11 protein-coding genes are annotated in these 18,583 nt (G+C 40.4%); 8 read left to right on the forward strand and 3 right to left on the reverse strand.

Annotation, left to right across the window (positions count from 1 at the left end; translation table 11 throughout):
- Positions 1 to 192: 192 nt before the first annotated feature.
- Both A9267_RS15495 and A9267_RS15500 read left to right on the forward strand, forming a co-directional pair.
- Positions 193 to 5,472 carry a PAS domain S-box protein gene (locus A9267_RS15495; RefSeq protein ID WP_065109812.1) on the forward strand — a complete coding sequence of 1,760 codons (5,280 nt, stop codon included), beginning with the start codon at positions 193 to 195 and terminating at the stop codon, positions 5,470 to 5,472.
- A gap of 70 nt (positions 5,473 to 5,542) precedes the next feature.
- Entirely contained in the window at positions 5,543 to 6,562 is a 1,020-nt protein-coding gene (locus tag A9267_RS15500; protein WP_055022647.1) for a response regulator, read from the forward strand.
- A gap of 95 nt (positions 6,563 to 6,657) precedes the next feature.
- Here A9267_RS15500 and ygfZ read toward each other — a convergent pair whose 3' ends face one another.
- Complete coding sequence (ygfZ, locus tag A9267_RS15505) at positions 6,658 to 7,620, reverse strand: tRNA-modifying protein YgfZ (protein WP_065109813.1); 963 nt, start codon at positions 7,618 to 7,620, stop codon at positions 6,658 to 6,660.
- Between the two features lie 182 nt (positions 7,621 to 7,802).
- Positions 7,803 to 9,032, reverse strand: coding sequence for a phosphoglycerate dehydrogenase (gene serA, locus A9267_RS15510; RefSeq protein ID WP_065109814.1), 1,230 nt, complete (start codon positions 9,030 to 9,032; stop codon positions 7,803 to 7,805).
- Between the two features lie 151 nt (positions 9,033 to 9,183).
- On the opposite strand from serA, the gene A9267_RS15515 reads away from it, so the two are divergent.
- Positions 9,184 to 9,789, forward strand: coding sequence for a DUF2238 domain-containing protein (locus A9267_RS15515; protein ID WP_065109815.1), 606 nt, complete (start codon positions 9,184 to 9,186; stop codon positions 9,787 to 9,789).
- Positions 9,790 to 10,016: 227 nt separating this feature from the next.
- A complete protein-coding gene (locus A9267_RS15520) occupies positions 10,017 to 10,682 on the forward strand; it encodes a helix-turn-helix transcriptional regulator (RefSeq protein WP_055022643.1) in 666 nt (221 codons plus the stop codon).
- A 135-nt stretch (positions 10,683 to 10,817) separates the two neighbouring features.
- Here the strand turns inward: A9267_RS15520 and A9267_RS15525 are convergent, their stop codons facing one another.
- Positions 10,818 to 12,356, reverse strand: a complete 1,539-nt coding sequence (locus A9267_RS15525; protein WP_065109816.1) for a hypothetical protein — start codon at positions 12,354 to 12,356, stop codon at positions 10,818 to 10,820.
- Positions 12,357 to 12,992: 636 nt separating this feature from the next.
- On the opposite strand from A9267_RS15525, the gene A9267_RS15530 reads away from it, so the two are divergent.
- The 4 genes from A9267_RS15530 to katB all read left to right on the forward strand — a co-directional run bounded on the left by A9267_RS15530 (position 12,993) and on the right by katB (position 18,453).
- Positions 12,993 to 15,494: a S8 family serine peptidase gene (locus A9267_RS15530; RefSeq protein WP_065109817.1), complete on the forward strand. Its 2,502-nt coding sequence runs from the start codon at positions 12,993 to 12,995 to the stop codon at positions 15,492 to 15,494.
- Between the two features lie 141 nt (positions 15,495 to 15,635).
- Positions 15,636 to 16,082 carry a PaaI family thioesterase gene (locus A9267_RS15535; RefSeq protein ID WP_055022640.1) on the forward strand — a complete coding sequence of 149 codons (447 nt, stop codon included), beginning with the start codon at positions 15,636 to 15,638 and terminating at the stop codon, positions 16,080 to 16,082.
- Between the two features lie 59 nt (positions 16,083 to 16,141).
- Positions 16,142 to 16,393, forward strand: coding sequence for a YgjV family protein (locus A9267_RS15540; RefSeq protein ID WP_055022639.1), 252 nt, complete (start codon positions 16,142 to 16,144; stop codon positions 16,391 to 16,393).
- A gap of 596 nt (positions 16,394 to 16,989) precedes the next feature.
- Positions 16,990 to 18,453 carry a catalase KatB gene (gene katB / locus A9267_RS15545; protein WP_065109818.1) on the forward strand — a complete coding sequence of 488 codons (1,464 nt, stop codon included), beginning with the start codon at positions 16,990 to 16,992 and terminating at the stop codon, positions 18,451 to 18,453.
- The last annotated feature ends 130 nt before the right edge of the window (positions 18,454 to 18,583 follow it).

Below are 18,583 nucleotides of genomic sequence, written 5' to 3' on the forward strand. Positions count from 1 at the left end.
ATTTAAACAATATTTACAATTGCATTCATAGGGTTAACCGTTATAGTAGAGTGGGTGTTTTTTATACAGCGCCGCATCGTGATAGTGAACATGTGCTGATGAGGCTTGTTGCGCCAATATCAGCATTGAATGTCAGGAAAGTGAAATGTCGTGATGAGCTAAAATTTGACTGAGTAAATGAGACTTATATTTATGGATAAAAATGAGCGCAAGTTACATAGTTTTCGAAGTCGAATATTGGCATATATTGCATTGCCATTAATCCTTATCATGGGATTAGTTTATGGTTTTCATGGCTGGATTAATTATCAAGAATATGAAAGAGATACCTACCTTCGCTTAGAGCAACAAGCCGTTTTATCTGCCAATCATCTTAACTTTGTGATGGACTCGATTCAAAATAATACGCGAGGCCTTTCTGACTATCTCACCTATGTCGACAGTGATGATTTATATGACGATGTTCATAAAATAGAAAACCTGCTTATCAATCGTCTTGGACGCAATCCGAGTATTTTTGGCAGCGCCATTGCCTATCGTCCTAACTTTTTAGCAGAAAAGCTACGCTACGCACCTTACGTTTTTCGTGATGGCAATGAAATAAGCATGCTTGATATTGGTGCTGAGGCTTATGACTATACCGATGGCAGTTGGAGTTGGTGGAGTGATGCAATAGCCAGTACAGAAGGTGTATGGTCAACACCTTACTTTGATGAAGGTGCGGGCAATATTCTTATGATCACCTATTCAAAAGCGTTTGGTGAAATAGATGATCGCATTGGGGTCGTCACTGCCGATATTGCGTTAGATAACTTACCTAGGTTGATGCAAATTCCCAGTAAGAATTTAGTGGTACTGGATAAAGATGACCAAGTCATTTTTTATGATTCTGAAAATAGTGACTTAAAAGGCAGTAGCGATAAGTGGCTGTCTAAAAGTGGCGTTAATAATGAACTAAGAAACCTACTGGAAAATAATCTAACAGGCCAAACTAATGCCATTACTGAATCGGGACATCGTTTTTTAGTCAGTGTTGCTAATGTTCCAGTATTAGGCTGGCAGGTGGTTATTGCGACAAGTGACGAAGAGTTAAGTCAGTACTTCTTAACGAACATATCAAGGCTCGCCCTTATTTTATTATTACTATCAATTGCACTGCTTCTAACAAGTATTATTGCTTCTAAACGCTTAAACCGCCCGCTTGAAAACTTAGCAAATGGCATTATTGCGTTTGGTGAAGGTAAGGTGAACCGATTAGATACCAGTGGCAATAATATTTTTGAAGTTGCAACCTTAACCAATAAATTCAATCAGCTCGCTGAGTTACTGGCTGAAAGGGAACTCGCATTAAAAGATTCAACCGGAAGTCGCTTTGCCAGTCTCATTGATGGTATGAGTGATAAATCATTTTATTGTTCTTTAGATCCTCAAGGGCAATTAGCGCAAGTGAGTGACGGTGTTCAAAAAGTATTAGGTGTTGACGTTGATACGTTAAAACGAAAATACCAACGCATGTTTACCAATGATCCAATCAATGAACAAAATTGGCATTACACTGAACAAGCATTAACAGGTAAAATCGTTCCGGCTCATCAAGTTGAGATGCTTGCCGATGATGGTCATATCAGACGGCTCGATGTGTTTATGCAGCCATTAATTTCAGATGCTGGCGAATTAATTTCTGTTGAGATGTTATTTACTGATGTGACGGAGCAATTTTCTGCAGCTCTATGGTCCAATGCGGTTATTGAGTCATCACCACAAGCGATGCTAATTGTTGATGAATTAGGGAATATCATCTTTACCAATAGCCGCTGCCAAGAGTTGTTTGGCTATAGCGCTGAACAAATTTTAGCCCTCAATGTTGAGTTACTTTTTCCTGAACGATTTAGGAAAAAACATGAAGCTGTTCGAACTGTCTTTTTAGAGCAAGAGTTAACCCGATTTGCCACCCCTAAAGAAGGCTGGGTAGCGTTAAAGTCAGATAACACCGAAATGCAGGTTGAAATAAACTTAGCATTGTTACCAATACGGCATGAAGGGAGAAAACAAATTGCGGCGACGATTCGAGATCTTACCAGCCAGCTAGCTATCGAACGTAAAATAAAAGACAGTGAAAGCCGCTTTAGAGGGCTGGTGGCTAATATTCCTGGTGCGATTTACCGTACTCGAATTGAAGACCATTGGATAATGGAATATGTCAGCGACAATATCGCTGATATGACAGGTTATTCAGCCATAGATCTCATTGAGAGTAATAAGCTTAGATTTAACACCCTTATTCACCCAGACGATGATGCGGCTTGTTTTGCCGCTATCAGTGAGGCGATTAAAACTCAACAAAGTTTTGATGTCGAATATCGAATTTATCATCGAGATGGCAGCATTAAATGGATACATGAGAAAGGTAAAGCCAGTTACGATGAGCAAGATAATCCGCTGTGGTTTGACGGTAGTTTACATGACGTAACAGACAGCAAGCATGCATTGGAAGCGATTAAAAACTCCCAGAAACAGCTCGAAAATATCACCGAGTCATTACCCAACTTAGTTTATCAAATGATTTGGCACTCTGATTCAGAGCGCGAATTTAGCTTTTTATCAGAGGCTTGTGTGAGCATTATTGGCTTCCCTCGTGACATGCTAATGCAAAACTTTGATTTGCTCATTGACAGAATTGTAGATAGCCAGAAACAAACGATTTTGGATGATTTAGCCGGTAAAGGTGTTGATGGCTTGCAATGGGTGACAGAGTTTCAATATCTGCATCCGTCAGGTGAGACTATCTGGTTAGAAGCTGGCGCGAAAGGGCAGTCATGGAATAACGATTCGATTATGTGGAATGGTTATTTAATGAATATCACAGATAGGAAGCAAGCAGAAACACGCTTAGCGGATCGTGAAAAACATTTAAGAGCATTATTAAATACTGCCGAAATGGGCATAGTAAATATTGATGCTTACGGCGTGATTTTGAATTGTAACGAGCACTTTGGCCGCAATATCGGAATAAATTCAAATGCGCTAGAAGGAAAATTATTCTTTGAATTTATGGCGCCTGAAGACAAGGTACTAGCAAAAGAGCAGTTTAATAAACTGATCAATAATGAATTTGAAAACTTTAATATTGAGCCAAGAATACTGAGCCAATCAGGTGATGTTATTTGGATGGATATGACCTTTGCAGCGCTCAATAATGACCAAGGTGAAGTGACCTCAGCAGTTGTGTCTATGGCCGATATTACTAGCTTAATGACGGTTTCCAATGAGTTAAAAATTGCTAAAGATGAAGCTGACGCAGCAAGCAAAGCAAAAAGTGACTTCTTGGCTAATATGTCCCACGAAATACGCACTCCTATGAATGCCATTATTGGTATGTCACACCTTTGTCTACAGACCAATTTAGATAAAAAACAACATAACTTTGTGGAGAAAATTGAACGTGCATCTAAGTCATTGCTGGGCATTATTAATGACATTTTAGACTTTTCAAAAATTGAAGCTGGCAAAATGGAAATCGAAATCGTGCCATTTCAGCTTGATACATTGTTAGAAGATCTCAGTGATATGTTTGCTGTAAAAGCGGCCGATAAACAGTTGGAGTTATTGTTCTCTGTCGCACCTAATATTCCTAGTCATTTAATGGGCGATCCCCTTAGATTAAGCCAAGTGCTGATTAACTTAATGAACAATGCCATTAAGTTTACCGAGCGTGGTGAAGTCATTCTGACTATCGAGACTTTAGTTCAACAGGGTGATGAGATAGAACTTAAGTTTAGCGTAAGAGATAGTGGAATAGGTCTTACCCCAGAGCAATGTAATAAGCTTTTCCAATCCTTTAGCCAAGCTGATAGTTCAACAACCAGAAAGTATGGCGGTACTGGTTTAGGTCTTGCTATTTGTAAGCAACTCGTCGAGTTGATGGATGGACAAATAGGAGTGGAAAGTAAGCGTGGAGTCGGAAGTACATTCTACTTTACTGCGCAGCTCAGCCAAGCCGATGATCTACAGCTAAAGGCAACTCAAGAGCTAGAAGGGATGGAGCTTTTAGTTGTTGATGATAACCAAACCGCACGGGATATTTTACAGACCATGCTAAAAGGTATGGGCTTCAGTGTTTCCTTGGCTAAAGATGGGACTGAAGCAATCTCCATGTGTCATTCAAACAATTACAAATTGGCCTTAATTGACTGGAAAATGCCTGGCATGGATGGTTTGGAAACGGCTGAAACCATAATGAAAGAGAGTGCGAATCCTCCGTTAACGATTATGGTATCAGCTCATGCGACTCCTGAGTTTACTCAGTCAGTAAATGAGCTAGGAATCAACGGTTATATCACCAAGCCCATCAGCGCTTCACGACTACTCGATGCCATAATGTCGGCATTTGGTAAGCAAGGACACATGCCAGTTAGAGCAAAGGCGACCAGCTTAAATGCAGAGTTGCTTGAACAGCTAAATGGCAAAAAAGTGTTATTAGTTGAAGATAATGACATGAACCAAGAAGTCGCAGCAGAGTTTCTACAGCAAGTGGGTATTGAATTAACTATTGCTGATAATGGCCAAATCGCTTTAGACATGGTAGCGAAACAAGGTTTTGACTTAGTGCTAATGGATTGCCAAATGCCAGTAATGGACGGCTATACCGCAACAGAGCAAATTAGATTACAGCCAGAGTTTGAAAATCTGCCGATTATTGCGATGACTGCTAATGCCATGGCCGGTGATAAAGAGAAATGCATTAACGCTGGGATGAACGATCATGTTGCCAAACCAATAGAAGTTTCTCTTCTATATCAAACCTTGCTTAAATATTTAGGGTCAAACATAGCAACAGAAAACCTGACATTCACCGCAAAGGGTTCAACTAAGACTGATGAAACTTGGCCTCAGCATCCTGACGTCGATGTCGATCGTGGTTTGCAATTAGTGCAAAACTCAGCTCGCCTATATCGCAAAATATTGACCCGATTTGTAGAGGGTAAGCGTCACATTGTTAAAGAGATAACGAATGCTATCGATAGCAATGAACGAGAAGATGCTATCAGGTACGCACATACTCTTAAGGGGTTATCCGGTAATTTAGCTTGCGATAAGTTAACTGCTCAGGCAAAAGAACTTGAAAAGAACTTGATTGACGAAACTGAGCTTTCAGATGAACTTAGTCAATTAGACAGCTTAGTTAGCTCAATTTGCGAAGCTATCGATGTTTGGTTAAATAACAATGAAACTGGCGATGAGGCTACTCAGCTTGAACTTATCAGCGATGAATTTTTTGCGGAATTACTCGATAAATTATTGGCGCTGTTAGACGATGGCGACGCATCAGCTACCGATATGATCGACAATCTACAGTTACAGGTGAATCAGCAAACTTGGGCTAAACTTAAGCCCGTAGGTGCAATGATTAAAGGTTACCAGTTTGAAGATGCTGTCGAACATATTGAGAAAATTCGTAAGAGTATTGGCTGATGTGGTTTTTACAGCTTACCGAAAAAGTATTTTAAGTCATATTCACTAGGAAGAGTTATAGGGATTTAACATGGAAAAAGCGACGGTGCTGATAGTTGATGATACACCTGAAAATATTGACATTTTAGTTGGTATTTTAGGTAAAGATTACAAGATCAAAGTCGCAATTGATGGTCCTAAAGCGTTAGCTTTGGCTCAAAAGTCGGCTCCAGATCTTATTTTGTTAGACGTTATGATGCCTGGCATGAACGGCCATGAAGTTTGCCAGAAACTCAAAAGTGAGCCACTAACCTGCCACATTCCGGTGATATTTGTTACGGCATTATCTGAGACTGAAGATGAAGCACAAGGCTTTGAGTTAGGCGCCGTGGATTATATTACTAAACCTGTCAGCCCCGCAGTGGTAAAGGCGAGAGTAAAAACCCATTTATCTTTGTATGATCAAAAACGCTTACTTGAATCAGAAGTCGCCCAACGTACTAAAGAATTGAGTGAAACTCGATTTGAAATCATTCGCCGTTTAGGCCGAGCAGCAGAATACAAAGATAATGAAACTGGATTACATGTTATTAGAATGAGTCACTACGCTAGATTATTAGCGATTGCATCTGGTCATTCTTCTCGGTTTTGTGAGTTAGTCTATAACGCAGCGCCCATGCATGATATTGGCAAAATAGGCACGCCAGATTCGATATTAAAAAAGCCGGGTAAGTTAGATGCCGATGAGTGGAAAGAGATGCAAGCGCATGCGCAAATCGGTGCTGAAATCATCGGCGATCATGATGACCCTTTATTGCAAATGGCTAAACGCATTGCCATTAGCCATCATGAAAAATGGGACGGCAGTGGTTACCCCCACGGTTTATCTGGTGAAGATATTCCAATAGAAGGACGTATTATTGCCATTGCCGATGTATTTGATGCTCTGACTTCTGCAAGGCCTTATAAAAAAGCGTGGACGGTTGAAGACACGATGGCGCTAATTGAGAAAGAGTCAGGCAAGCATTTCGATCCTGATTTGGTAAAACAGTTTCGTTCAGTACTCGATGATGTGAAAGAAATCAAAGCGAAGCACGAAGAAACTTTTTAATACTGCCGCTATTTAGAATATAAAAAGGCTGCTAACCCTTATTGGGTTAGCAGCCTTTTTTATATCACGTTTGATTAGCGCAACTACTTACGCTGTTACTCATCGTCTAATGAATAAGGTAGTGGTACAACTGAAAGTAGGCTATCACTGTCATCGCTAATACGAAGTACAGCATCATTATCAGTGTCGTTTGCTAGGACTGCGGTAAGCAATACTTGGCCATTATACTGAACTGACTCAATGACTTTACCTGCACGGCGATAGTCACCATCCATTTGAACTTCGATTTGTGTTTCGCTATTGACGGTATCGGAGGCTGTTCCAGATAAAATATACAAGGCACGTTTATTACCACCTCGGTATTTCATTCTGGCGATAGTCTCTTGACCCATGTAACAGCCTTTTTCAAAACTAATCCCATTTACAGCTTGTACATTACACATTTGTGGCACAAATTCAGCGCTATGATTAGCGTCAATGTTGGCATAACCCGCTTTTATCTCTAGTGCTTGCCAAGCAGAAGCATTAAGTAATGGCTGCTTAGAAGCTGCAATGACTTTGCTTGCTATATCTTCGTTTAGAATCAATATAAATCGGTCATTATCTTTTAAAATAATCGAGTTATCGACGACAGTTAATTCGTCATTTATCGCACCAAATTCTTGTTCAACGAACTGGCTTGCTGTGTTACCTGCTATCCCTATAATACATTTACTCGCACTGATATCAGTTAATTCAGCTTTACTGAAAACAGCATATTTTTGCCACTGAGCCAAACTTAGTGGTAATGCGGATGCTGTGTGAAGGGTGAATAAGCTGTCATTGCATGAGAATGTTCTGAAGCTTGAGATCATTTTCCCTTTTGCATCACAATGAGCTCCCCAACGCCATTGCTGGTCTGTTAGTGAGGTGATATCAGTGGTGACTTGGCCGTGAATAAAGGTTTTACCTTGCTCACCAGTAATTTCAATTAAGCCTAAATGCGTGAGATTGGCGACAAATAAGTCAGGGGAAGTATGTAGAAAGTCCCAATCAGGCTGTGTTGTTGCAAGTGTCATAAACTGATCCTTAAGATGACCATCAAAAGATAGACAGTGAGTGTAACGGAATTCATTAATGCTCAAAAGAAAAAGCTACCTTCAATTGAATGAAGATAGCTTTAGTTCACAATATTTTCGTGATGTTATTGGTCAATTCGTCATCAAGTTTAAATGGGCTGATTGACCGTTTAACTTAACGATTAAAACAATACACGAGTACGAATCGTACCATCAATCGCTTTCAATTCACCAAGAGCTTGTTCAGCTTGATTAGAGTCAACTTCCATCACTACATAACCAATGTCTGCTGTGGTTTGCAGATATTGCGCTGCAATGTTGATACCTTTTTCAGAGAAGGCTTGGTTAATTTTGATCAATACGCCAGGGCGGTTATGGTGAATATGCAGTAGACGTGAAGTGCCTTTGTGTTGTGGCAAGGTCACTTCTGGGAAGTTAACTGCAGATACAGTTGAACCATTATCTGAGTATTTAGCTAACTTGCCAGCGACTTCAATACCGATATTTTCTTGCGCTTCAGCGGTGCTACCACCAATATGCGGAGTAAGAATCACGTTATCTAAGCCTCTTAATGGGCTAACAAATTCATCATCATTAGATTTTGGTTCTACAGGGAATACATCAATCGCAGCACCTGCAAGGTGACCAGACTTTAATGCCTCAGATAACGCTTCGATATCAACAACGGTGCCACGAGACGCATTAATGAATATGCTTTTTTCACGCATTTGAGCAAACTCAGTTGCGCCAAACATGTCTTTTGTTTGAGGCGTTTCAGGTACATGCAAACTGATTACGTCAGCTTCATTCAATAGGGCTTCTAATGAGTGAATTTGACTCGCGTTACCGAGTGGCAATTTGTCTTCGATATCAAAAAATACGACTTTCATTCCTAAGGTTTCTGCAAGAATACCTAGTTGAGTACCGATATGACCGTAGCCGATAACGCCTAAGGTTTTACCACGAACTTCGTAACTGCCAGCTGCACTCTTCAACCACCCACCACGATGTGCATGAGCATTTCGTTGCGGAATGCCACGCATCAGCATGATAATTTCACCCAATACTAATTCTGCAACACTTCGCGTATTAGAAAATGGCGCATTGAATACAGGCACACCTAACTTTTCAGCGGCAGCAATATCGACTTGGTTAGTACCAATACAGAAACAGCCAATAGCCACTAATTTCTCAGCATGATTTAACACATCAGCAGTTAATTGAGTACGGGAACGCAAACCGACAAAATGGGCATCCTTAATGGATTTTAATAGCTCATCTTCTGGTAACGAAGCTTTGTGATATTCAATGTTTGTGTAACCTGCACGCTCTAGTACATCGACCGCAGTTTGGTGGACGCCCTCCAACAGCAGGATTTTGATCTTATCCTTGTCAAGCGAGTGTTTCGCCATGATATGGGTACCCTCTTATCAATAGTTATGCTTATGTTATGCTGATAGTAATGCAAGACCAAAATAGCACTTTTTTAACTGGTTGTAGAGGGCTAGATGGCTAAAGTTAATATTCTAATTCTAGAACAATATCATCTAAGAGGGATTTAGTTTGAATAAGAAAGTTATATGGCTAGTGATTTATTGCAGCGTGCTCTGTTGGTCTGTTATCTCACCTAAGGATATGTTTACTTGGTGGCTTGAAGCGCTTCCTGCGTTATTGGCTATTCCTATCCTATTTTTTACTCGAAATAAATTCCCCTTAACCTCACTGTCTTATCTGTTAATTTTAATCCATTGCTGTGTGCTGTTGGTTGGCGCTAAATACACTTATGCAGAGGTGCCGTTATTCGATTGGTTAGCACAACTGATGGATAGTGATAGAAATRACTACGATAAAGTTGGCCATCTCGCGCAAGGTTTTATACCTGTGATGTTAGCCCGTGAAGTGATGTTGAGAAATCATGTGTTACAACCAGGCTATTGGTGCCAGTTTTTATCTGTGTGTTTTGTGTTAGCGTTTTCAGCTTTCTACGAACTCATAGAATGGTGGGTTGCTTTATTAACGGGAGAAGATGCAGAAGCCTTTTTAGGCACTCAAGGTTACGTTTGGGATACCCAATCTGACATGTTTATGGCATTAGTAGGAGGAATTAGTGCATTAGTGTTGCTTACTGGACTACATAATAAGCAGTTAGCATCACTTAATCGTCACTAATTTTTAGGTAAATAAACTAAATTAGGCAGTGCGGAAAGTTTTTTTATGCTATTAATAGAGGACTTTATAAGGACTTAGATGATTAATTCATACATTAGTATTGCAAAAATACCTTATGGACTAGTTAAAATATACTATCATTGAACATTGTTGTTACATGTTTTCAACATTTCAGGAAGAAACTCGCTGACGCGAGATGTGATGGATACTTTTCAGGGAGAAAAGTGATGAATTCAAATATTGATGAATTAGTTTTTTTGCACCAAGTCGCAGCGCCATGTCATTTGGCCATTTTAGCTGAGTCTATTGGTCTCAAAACTCGCATAGTTAAACATGCGAGTGAACTAGAGGTTGAGAAAAATACCAATAGTTTTTATCTAATCGCTCAAAAAGGAGCGGCTTTAGACAGTAAAGGTATCCCTTTACTGGTTTCTCGGCTCGTCAATCATGTCCCTGTTGCTTTATATCAAGTTGAGCGTGGCTCGCTTGATCAAGAGTCAGCGCTATTGTTAGGAGTAAGAGGCTTACTTTATGCCGATCAGCGTATGGATCTGATGTTAACAGGGCTGAGAAAAATGGTCGCAGATGAGCTTTGGTATGATAGACCGCTAATTAGTAAGATTTTCCGCAGACTGGTTCAGAAACTGGATGCAAATATTGATATTCCGCCTGATACGGTTGCTATGCTACAAATGCTAACAAGCCGAGAAAGAACGATTATTCAACTTGTTTCTAGCGGTGCTCGTAATAAAGAAATTGCCCACAGGTTGTGTATTAGTGAGCATACAGTCAAAGCCCACATTTCATCTATTTTCCGTAAAACGCAATCACGCAATCGGGTTGAATTATTGCGTTGGGCGCAAACTTATCAAGCTCACTTTGAGTTCGCTTAAATCTGTATACTGGTAGACGTTACAGTTACTGATTTTCCATTAAAATTGCAGTCAACAACAAGTTTGCATAAAAAGGGAGCCAAATGGCTCCCTTTTTCATCACTATATCTACAAATTATTTGTAAAAAGCAATAATTAGTTTTGGTAAATAGTTGCTGTATTAAAGTCGCCAGACTGCGATACACTGATCATATCGTTACTGCCTACTTGCATACCCGTTACTAAGTTATCATTGCCTACTTGAGAAATAGTTAAGCTGTTGTTAGTACCATCGACAAGGAAATAGCCGTCATCGCCACCAACCCAGTTACCAGCGCCTTCTTGTGCAATATCGATGATATGATCTTCACCAAGAGACACAACATCAGCTAAGTTAAATTCGCCTTCTTGTACGATATCAACACTTTGGCCAATCCCAACGACGCTCACAGTGGCTTCGTTGTCAGAGCCGACTTGTTCAAGTGTCGTGCTGTTTTCAAAACCAAAGGTATCTGAATAAGCAAAGTTAGTGTCGCCTTCTTGGCTAACTGAAACTGTATTTTGATCAAGTTCAACAAACACAGCAACTTCATTACTGTTACCTGTTGAGCTAATTTCTACCATGTTATCAGCACCATATGTACCTGAAGCAACGTAGTTATCTTCGCCATCTTGAACGACACTAATCACGTTTAAATCGCCGATTGTTTCGAACTCGGTTAGGTTGGCAGTACCTGACTGATCAATATCAATCATGTTGTCATTACCAGAAATTACAGCAATGTTGCTATCACCAACTTGGTTGCCTGTACCATCTTGATAGATGAATACTTCATTACCATTGCCAGTAGCAAACTCAATAACGGCGCTGTTCAAGTCACCGCTTTGATCGATAACAATATCGTTATCTGAGCCCGTTAAACTTGCAACAACCCCTGTGTTAGCAAAGCCAGATTGGACGATTTCAAAACTGTTATCATTACCTGTGACACCTAATACAGCGCCAAAGTTTTCATCACCTGATTGGTCGACAAATAAATCGTTGTTATTACCAACGTTTGTACCACCTGCAGCAGATACTAAGCCAGCTTGGTTATTGTTACCTTGCTGAGAGATAATGCCGTCATTGTCATTACCTTCTACACGAAAAATTGCCAAGTTAGTTTCACCAACTTGTGTGGTTTGAGTTAAGTTGCTGTCACCCACTTGCTGGATAATGCTGTTGTTTCGAAACCCATCTTGAACTGTATCAGCGATATTAGATGCGCCTACAGAAGTGGTTTCACTTGTATTCCAAAACCCTGATTGGTCAACAGTAACTTGGTTGTCATTACCATTCACACTTACGTTTGAAATATGCCAGTCATCAACCTGATTGGTTAACACAATATTACCATTACCTTCAGAAGTAATGTATGACTCCTGCCAATCACCTGTCTGTATCACTTCAGCAATTTGGTCATCACCAACTTGAGTGACCTCTGCAACATGACGAGTACCAGATTGACTAACTAAAGCATCTTGCCCTAATCCAGTTTGAACAACAGTCGATTGACTGTTAACTGCTGCAGCGACTTCTGCTGATTTTTCTACAGCAGTGACACCAGGCAGAGATAGGCCAGTAGCGCTGACCGGTAAAGCAAGACTTGCTGTAATAGCGAGAGAAATTAACGATAATTTTGTTTGCGACTTCATTAGACGCTCCCTGTTTGAATATTGATTCAAGTGATAGTGCTGGTAACTACCTTCTCAATAGTAAAATTCGCTTCCTAGCACAGATAATGCATACAGAATTAACCGCTGCAGAATGAGTCCTGACTGCGAGCATGAAGTGAACTTGGTACCCGTACATTTCAAAAAGTCTGTTTGAGAAAATGTCGAAAAGTCCGCATTGAAATCTTCCGTCTTTCTTTGCAAATCTTTGGCACTCTCGTGAACCTTGATGACTTCCTTTATATGAACTGAGACAAGCTACATGGGTTAACTTACGGACAGATACTTGATAGCTCAATCGGAAGAATGGCTACTTTTATTTGCCCTGTTAACAACAATACTTTAGTGCTATTTTTGTTTAAGTTAATGTTTATAAAAGATTTAATTTGTGGGCTTTGGCTGGTTGATATTTTATCTAGACTAATAGGGTTAGTAGTTTATTACTATTTCACGATTCGCCACTTTTAAAACTCCTTTTGCTATGACAACAATCACAATGCAACAACAATTCCGGGTTTCACTTAGTGGAATGTCAACTCGCTTATAAGGCTAATGGATAAGCTACCAGTGTTGAGGTACCGGTTCTGGAATTAATAATGGAAGATAGGAAGCCAGAAAATGATCAAGAAAATGTCACCAATTGCAATCGCAATTACTTCAGTTATGGCGTTAAATGCCGCCCCTGCAATGGCAAAAAATACCGTTGAATATAAAAAGGATCAATTGCTCGTTGTTTATAAAGACAACGTGACTAAATTTGAAAAGTTATCTGCTCAACGCTTAGTTAGCGGTACGTTAACCGATAAAAATTTAGATGGTGTTGATGATAAATTTCAGCATTTATTATCAGGACGCCTTGCAAAACTGCAACTAAAAAGCGGTAGTGATTTAGATGCTGCAATCAAAATGATCAGCAAGCATCCAGCGGTAAAATATGCAGAGCCAAACTACACATACAGAGCCTTAGGCATGCCGGATGATCCTAGCTTTGTAGACCTATGGGGCCTGCATAATACTGGTCAATCTTCAGGCACTGCAGGGGCTGATATTGATGCCGTTGCTGCTTGGGATATTACTACGGGTAGCGACAGTGTTGTCATTGGCGTCATTGATACTGGTGTTGATTATAATCACCCAGATCTTGTCAGTAATATGTGGGTTAACCCTGGTGAAATTGCAGGTAACGGCATAGATGATGATGGTAATGGGGTCATCGATGATGTACATGGTTATAATCCGATAACTGGATCTGGTGATCCAATGGACGGCAACGGTCATGGTACACACGTTGCGGGTACCATTGGTGCAACAGGTAATAACGGCGTCGGTGTCGTGGGGGTTAACTGGGATGTAACGATGATCGGTTGTAAGTTCCTATCGGACAGTGGTACAGGAACAACCGAAGATGCAATTGCTTGTATTGATTATTTCACAAATCTCAAGGTCAACCATGGCGTTGATGTTAAAGCGACCAATAACTCTTGGGGTGGCGGTGGTTTCAGCCAAGCATTAAAAGATTCTATTGATTCAGCTGGTGATCAAGGCATTTTATTTGTTGCTGCAGCGGGTAATGACGCGATTGATAATGACGTTAACCCGCACTACCCATCAAGCTATGACTCTGATGTTGTCATGTCTATTGCGAGTACTGACAGAAATGATGCCATTTCTAGCTTCTCACAATGGGGTTTGACCAGTGTAGATATGGGCGCGCCAGGTTCTGCGATTTTATCTACTTTCCCTAATGATTCGTACGGCACTATATCAGGTACTTCAATGGCGACCCCTCACGTTACGGGTGCAGCTGCTTTAGTATGGTCGGTTGAACCAGATATTACCCCGACTGAAATGAAACAGTTGCTAATGGATTCGGGTGAAGTCAATGGTGATTTAACTGGTATCACAGTTGCAGGTACAAGATTGAATGTGGCTGATGCGTTAGCGGCAGCTGATCCAGACCCATCATTTAAGTTATCAGTGACGCCAGCTTCACAATCTGTTGAAGCAGGAAGTGCAGTAAGTTACGACTTCTCTGTAGGCAGTATTGCAGGCTGGAATGATCAAGTAAGCCTAACGGTATCGTCTTCACCAGCGCTTGATGGTGTGAGCTTATCAACAGACACAGCGATGGCTGGTGATGACTTTACATTGGATGTTGCTACCCTTGATGACGCTGCTTGGGGAGACTATGTATTAACTGTTTCTGCTGATGATGGCGTAACTGTTAAAGATAAAGCGGTTGCGCTTACTATTTACCCTGCTGGATTGAATGATTACAGCTATGGTAATGATTCACCTGTTGATATTGGCGATAACAGTCTAATTACTAGCACGATTGAAATTGTAGATCCTGTTCAAATCTTTGATTTAGCTGTTAGCGTTGATATCAGCCACACATGGATTGGCGATTTAATTGTTAGCTTAACATCGCCTGATGGGACTGTTGTGGTATTACATGATCGTGAAGGTGGTAGTGCTGATGATCTTGTTAAAACTTGGAGTCTATCAGACTTTAACGGTGATATAGCAGCTGGTACATGGACACTATCTGTATCAGATAATGCCACTGGCGATACGGGTACACTTAATAGCTGGGGATTAGATATTTCAGCATTAGGTGAAGCGGCTCCAGCTGCACCTGTTGCCGGTTTTGAATATGATGTTGATGGGCTAATGGTTAGCTTTACTAACACAAGTTCAGATATCAACGATGATATCGTTAGTTATGAGTGGGACTTCGGTGATGGCAGCATGTCATCAGATGAATCTCCAGCATACATGTATGCTGCTGGTGGTATCTATAATGTCTCGTTGGTTGTAACTGATAGTGAAAACCAATCTGACACTGTATCTATGGATGTAGAAGTATTTGATTATTCAATTGATGCAGCGGTGACTCGTACAATGAAGTCTCGTCGAGGTAGTGCTTTAGTTGATCTAACTTGGAGTGGTGCAGTTGGTGACAATGTGGCGATTTATCGTGATGATGTCATGGTAGCGACAACAGCGAATGATGGCCGTTATCGCGATCGCTTTACTAATGCTCCAGCTGAAGTGACATATAAAATCTGTGAAACAGAAACGAGCTTATGTTCTGATCCAATTGTTGCAGCATTTTAATCAACACTAAACAGTAAGATTACTGTAGAAAAAGGGATGGCTTGCCATCCCTTTTTGTTGTTAAAAACTTTATCTGTAAAAGCGTTGATATTAAAAAGCGAGCCAGTAGACTGAAGACAGTTTTTTGATATGGATGACAAGATGAGTATTTGGTTTAGAGAAGTTACCTTAGAGAATTGCGCCAAAATGGACAGTGGGCTCCATGGTAAAGGCACCTTAATGAAAACGTTAGGCATTAAAATTACCGAAATTGGTGATGATTATATGGTTGCAACGATGCCAGCAGACCCTGCAGTTCACAATCCCTTAGGTATTGTTCATGGCGGAGCTAATGTCGCATTGGCGGAAACAGTTGCAAGCTATGCTGCTAATTTTGTTGTCGATTTTGAGAACTTTTATTGTGTGGGCCAAGAGATAAATGCCAATCATTTAAAAGCATCGCGTAAAGGTGAGCTGATTGCTACAACCAAACCTGTTCATATTGGCAAGCGTAGCTCAGTCTGGGAGGTTCTTATAACCAATAGTGCAGGTGAGTTGTGCTGTATTTCTCGAATGACAGCTGCTGTTGTAGCAAGAAAGGCAGGCTAGCAGCATAACTTATGAAGATTAGCTACACTGAAGTAATAAAGACAATTAAGGATTAATGAATGGAATCTGCAACAATATGGGAGTGGGTGGGTTATTTAGCATCTGTAGTGGTGGCTATTTCACTCATGATGTCGAATATTAAAAAGCTTCGCTGGTGGAATTTAATTGGTGCAGCTTTGTTTGTCGCTTACGGACTCGCAATTAGTGCTATACCTGTGGCATTAGTGAACTTTTTTATTGTATTGATTGATATTTATTACTTAGTGAAACTGTATCGAGAGCCCGAACCTGCTTCAAATGATAAGGCCTGATAAGACAGGATGAATCAACTAGCGTTCTTTTGGCATTGGTAGTGGTGTTACTTGCGCCTTTGATTTGAAACAAGCTTAAGCCTTTTCAGTACCTGGATAGGCTTTCTTTTTTGAGCCAACGTCTTGGCTAGTTTAAACCATAGTTCAAATCACAGTTCAAACCACAAAAGATTACTCTACAGTCAAATTACACCAGAAAACTGCGTGGTATTTGAGTGCGATTATTAAGTCAAACTATCGCATTTTTTCTGAATCATTTTCGGCAATCTTCTTAGCACGTTTTAAGTTTTTTCTTTGTAGGCTCAGTGTCGCCTATTGAAGGAAAAACGTGGCTATTTTTATCAATACTTTCCTTTTTAATGTGAATGAATCTCAATTACCAACTAATTTACACACTTTTACTATATAAATCAGATATTAAATCTGAATCGTTATTTTCTATTATTATTATCGTATTTAATCGCTTTAGCTAATTTTCTTTTGTCACTATTATTGATTTATCGCAATAAATACTGAGCCAGGAGAGAGCATCATGGCAACCGTCCACGATTTAATTGAAATGTGGCTACAAGATAACTAAAAGGAATAAATAGAGAATGACTACTTCACATTATTTAACTAGCCAAAGTGGCGCACCAATAGCTGACGATCAAAATGCATTAACAGCAGGAGAACGAGGCCCCGTTTTACTCCAAGACTGGCATTTAATTGAAAAACTAGCTCATTTCAACCGTGAAAGAATTCCAGAGCGTATTGTTCATGCTAAGGGAACGGGGGTTTACGGTAAATTTACCTTAACCAAAGATTTAAGTGACTACACCATTGCTGAGCACTTCAATGGCGTTGGAAAAGAAACTGAAACATTTGTTCGATTTTCAACAGTAGGCGGTGAGATGGGATCTGCTGATGCAGAACGCGATCCTCGTGGCTTTGGTTTACGTTTTTATACCAAGCAAGGTAATCACGATATTGTGGGTAACAATACGCCAACTTTCTTTTTAAGAGATGGTATTAAATTCCCTGACTTTATTCATACACAAAAGCGTAACCCACATACAAACCTAAAAGATCCACAAGCCATGTGGGATTTCTGGTCATTAAACCCAGAAGCAATGCATCAAGTGACAATTTTAATGTCAGACCGTGGGATCCCTGCTAATTATCGCCAAATGCACGGCTATGGTTCGCATACGTTTTCTTTCTGGAATGCCAAAGGTGAGCGTTTCTGGGTGAAATTCCACTTTAAATCGCAACAAGGTGTAGTTAATTTAACTGGCGAGCAAGCGGATAAATTAAAAGGGATTGACCCTGATTCGTCGCAGCGTGATATGGTTGCCGCAATTAACGATAAAAACTTCCCTAAATGGACTGTAAATGTCCAAATTATGCCGGAAGCTGAAGCGAATACTTATGCGATCAATCCATTTGATCTAACAAAAGTATGGCCACATGCTGATTATCCTTTGATTGAAATTGGTGAACTTGAGCTTAATCGCTTACCTGAAAACTACTTTGCAGAAGTTGAGCAAGTGGCTTTAGCACCAAGTAACCTTGTACCAGGTGTGGGCGCGTCTCCAGATAAGATGCTGCAAGCCCGTTTATTCGCTTATGCAGATGCACAGCGTTATCGAATTGGTGCCAACTATAATCAACTTCCAGTTAACTGTCCGCATGCAGCGAAGGCTAACCACCATCAACGTGGCGGCGCGATGGCAGGAACGCAATGCCCTTATAACGGTAACCAAACAGGCGGCGATGCAACACCTAACTATGGTCCAAATTCAGTTGACACGGGTTTACAAGATGCGAGCCAATTTGCAGAGCCACCGCTAAGACTTGATGGAGAAGCTGATAGATACAGCCGTTATGACCAAGATGATTATACTCAAGCTGGTAATCTATATCGCATCTTCAGTGAGGAAGAAAAACAACGCCTTGCGGAAACGATTGCAGGTACACTCGGTCAAGTGACTCAAGATGTTCAGCAAAAAATGCTAGCACATTTCACTAAAGCTGATCCTGACTACGGACAACGCATTAAAGCATTGTTAGAAGCGTAATCATGCTCTTTAATCTTGTTAATGCTGTTTAATAGTATTAAACAGAGTGTTATGTTCAAAATATAAGGGAAGGCAGATGCCTTCCCTTTTTTGCGTTTATTTTTCATTTCTAAGCTGTTAGCCTAATTGT

This window comes from Shewanella sp. UCD-FRSSP16_17, assembly GCF_001675935.1.
Classification (GTDB): Bacteria; Pseudomonadota; Gammaproteobacteria; order Enterobacterales; family Shewanellaceae; genus Shewanella; species Shewanella japonica.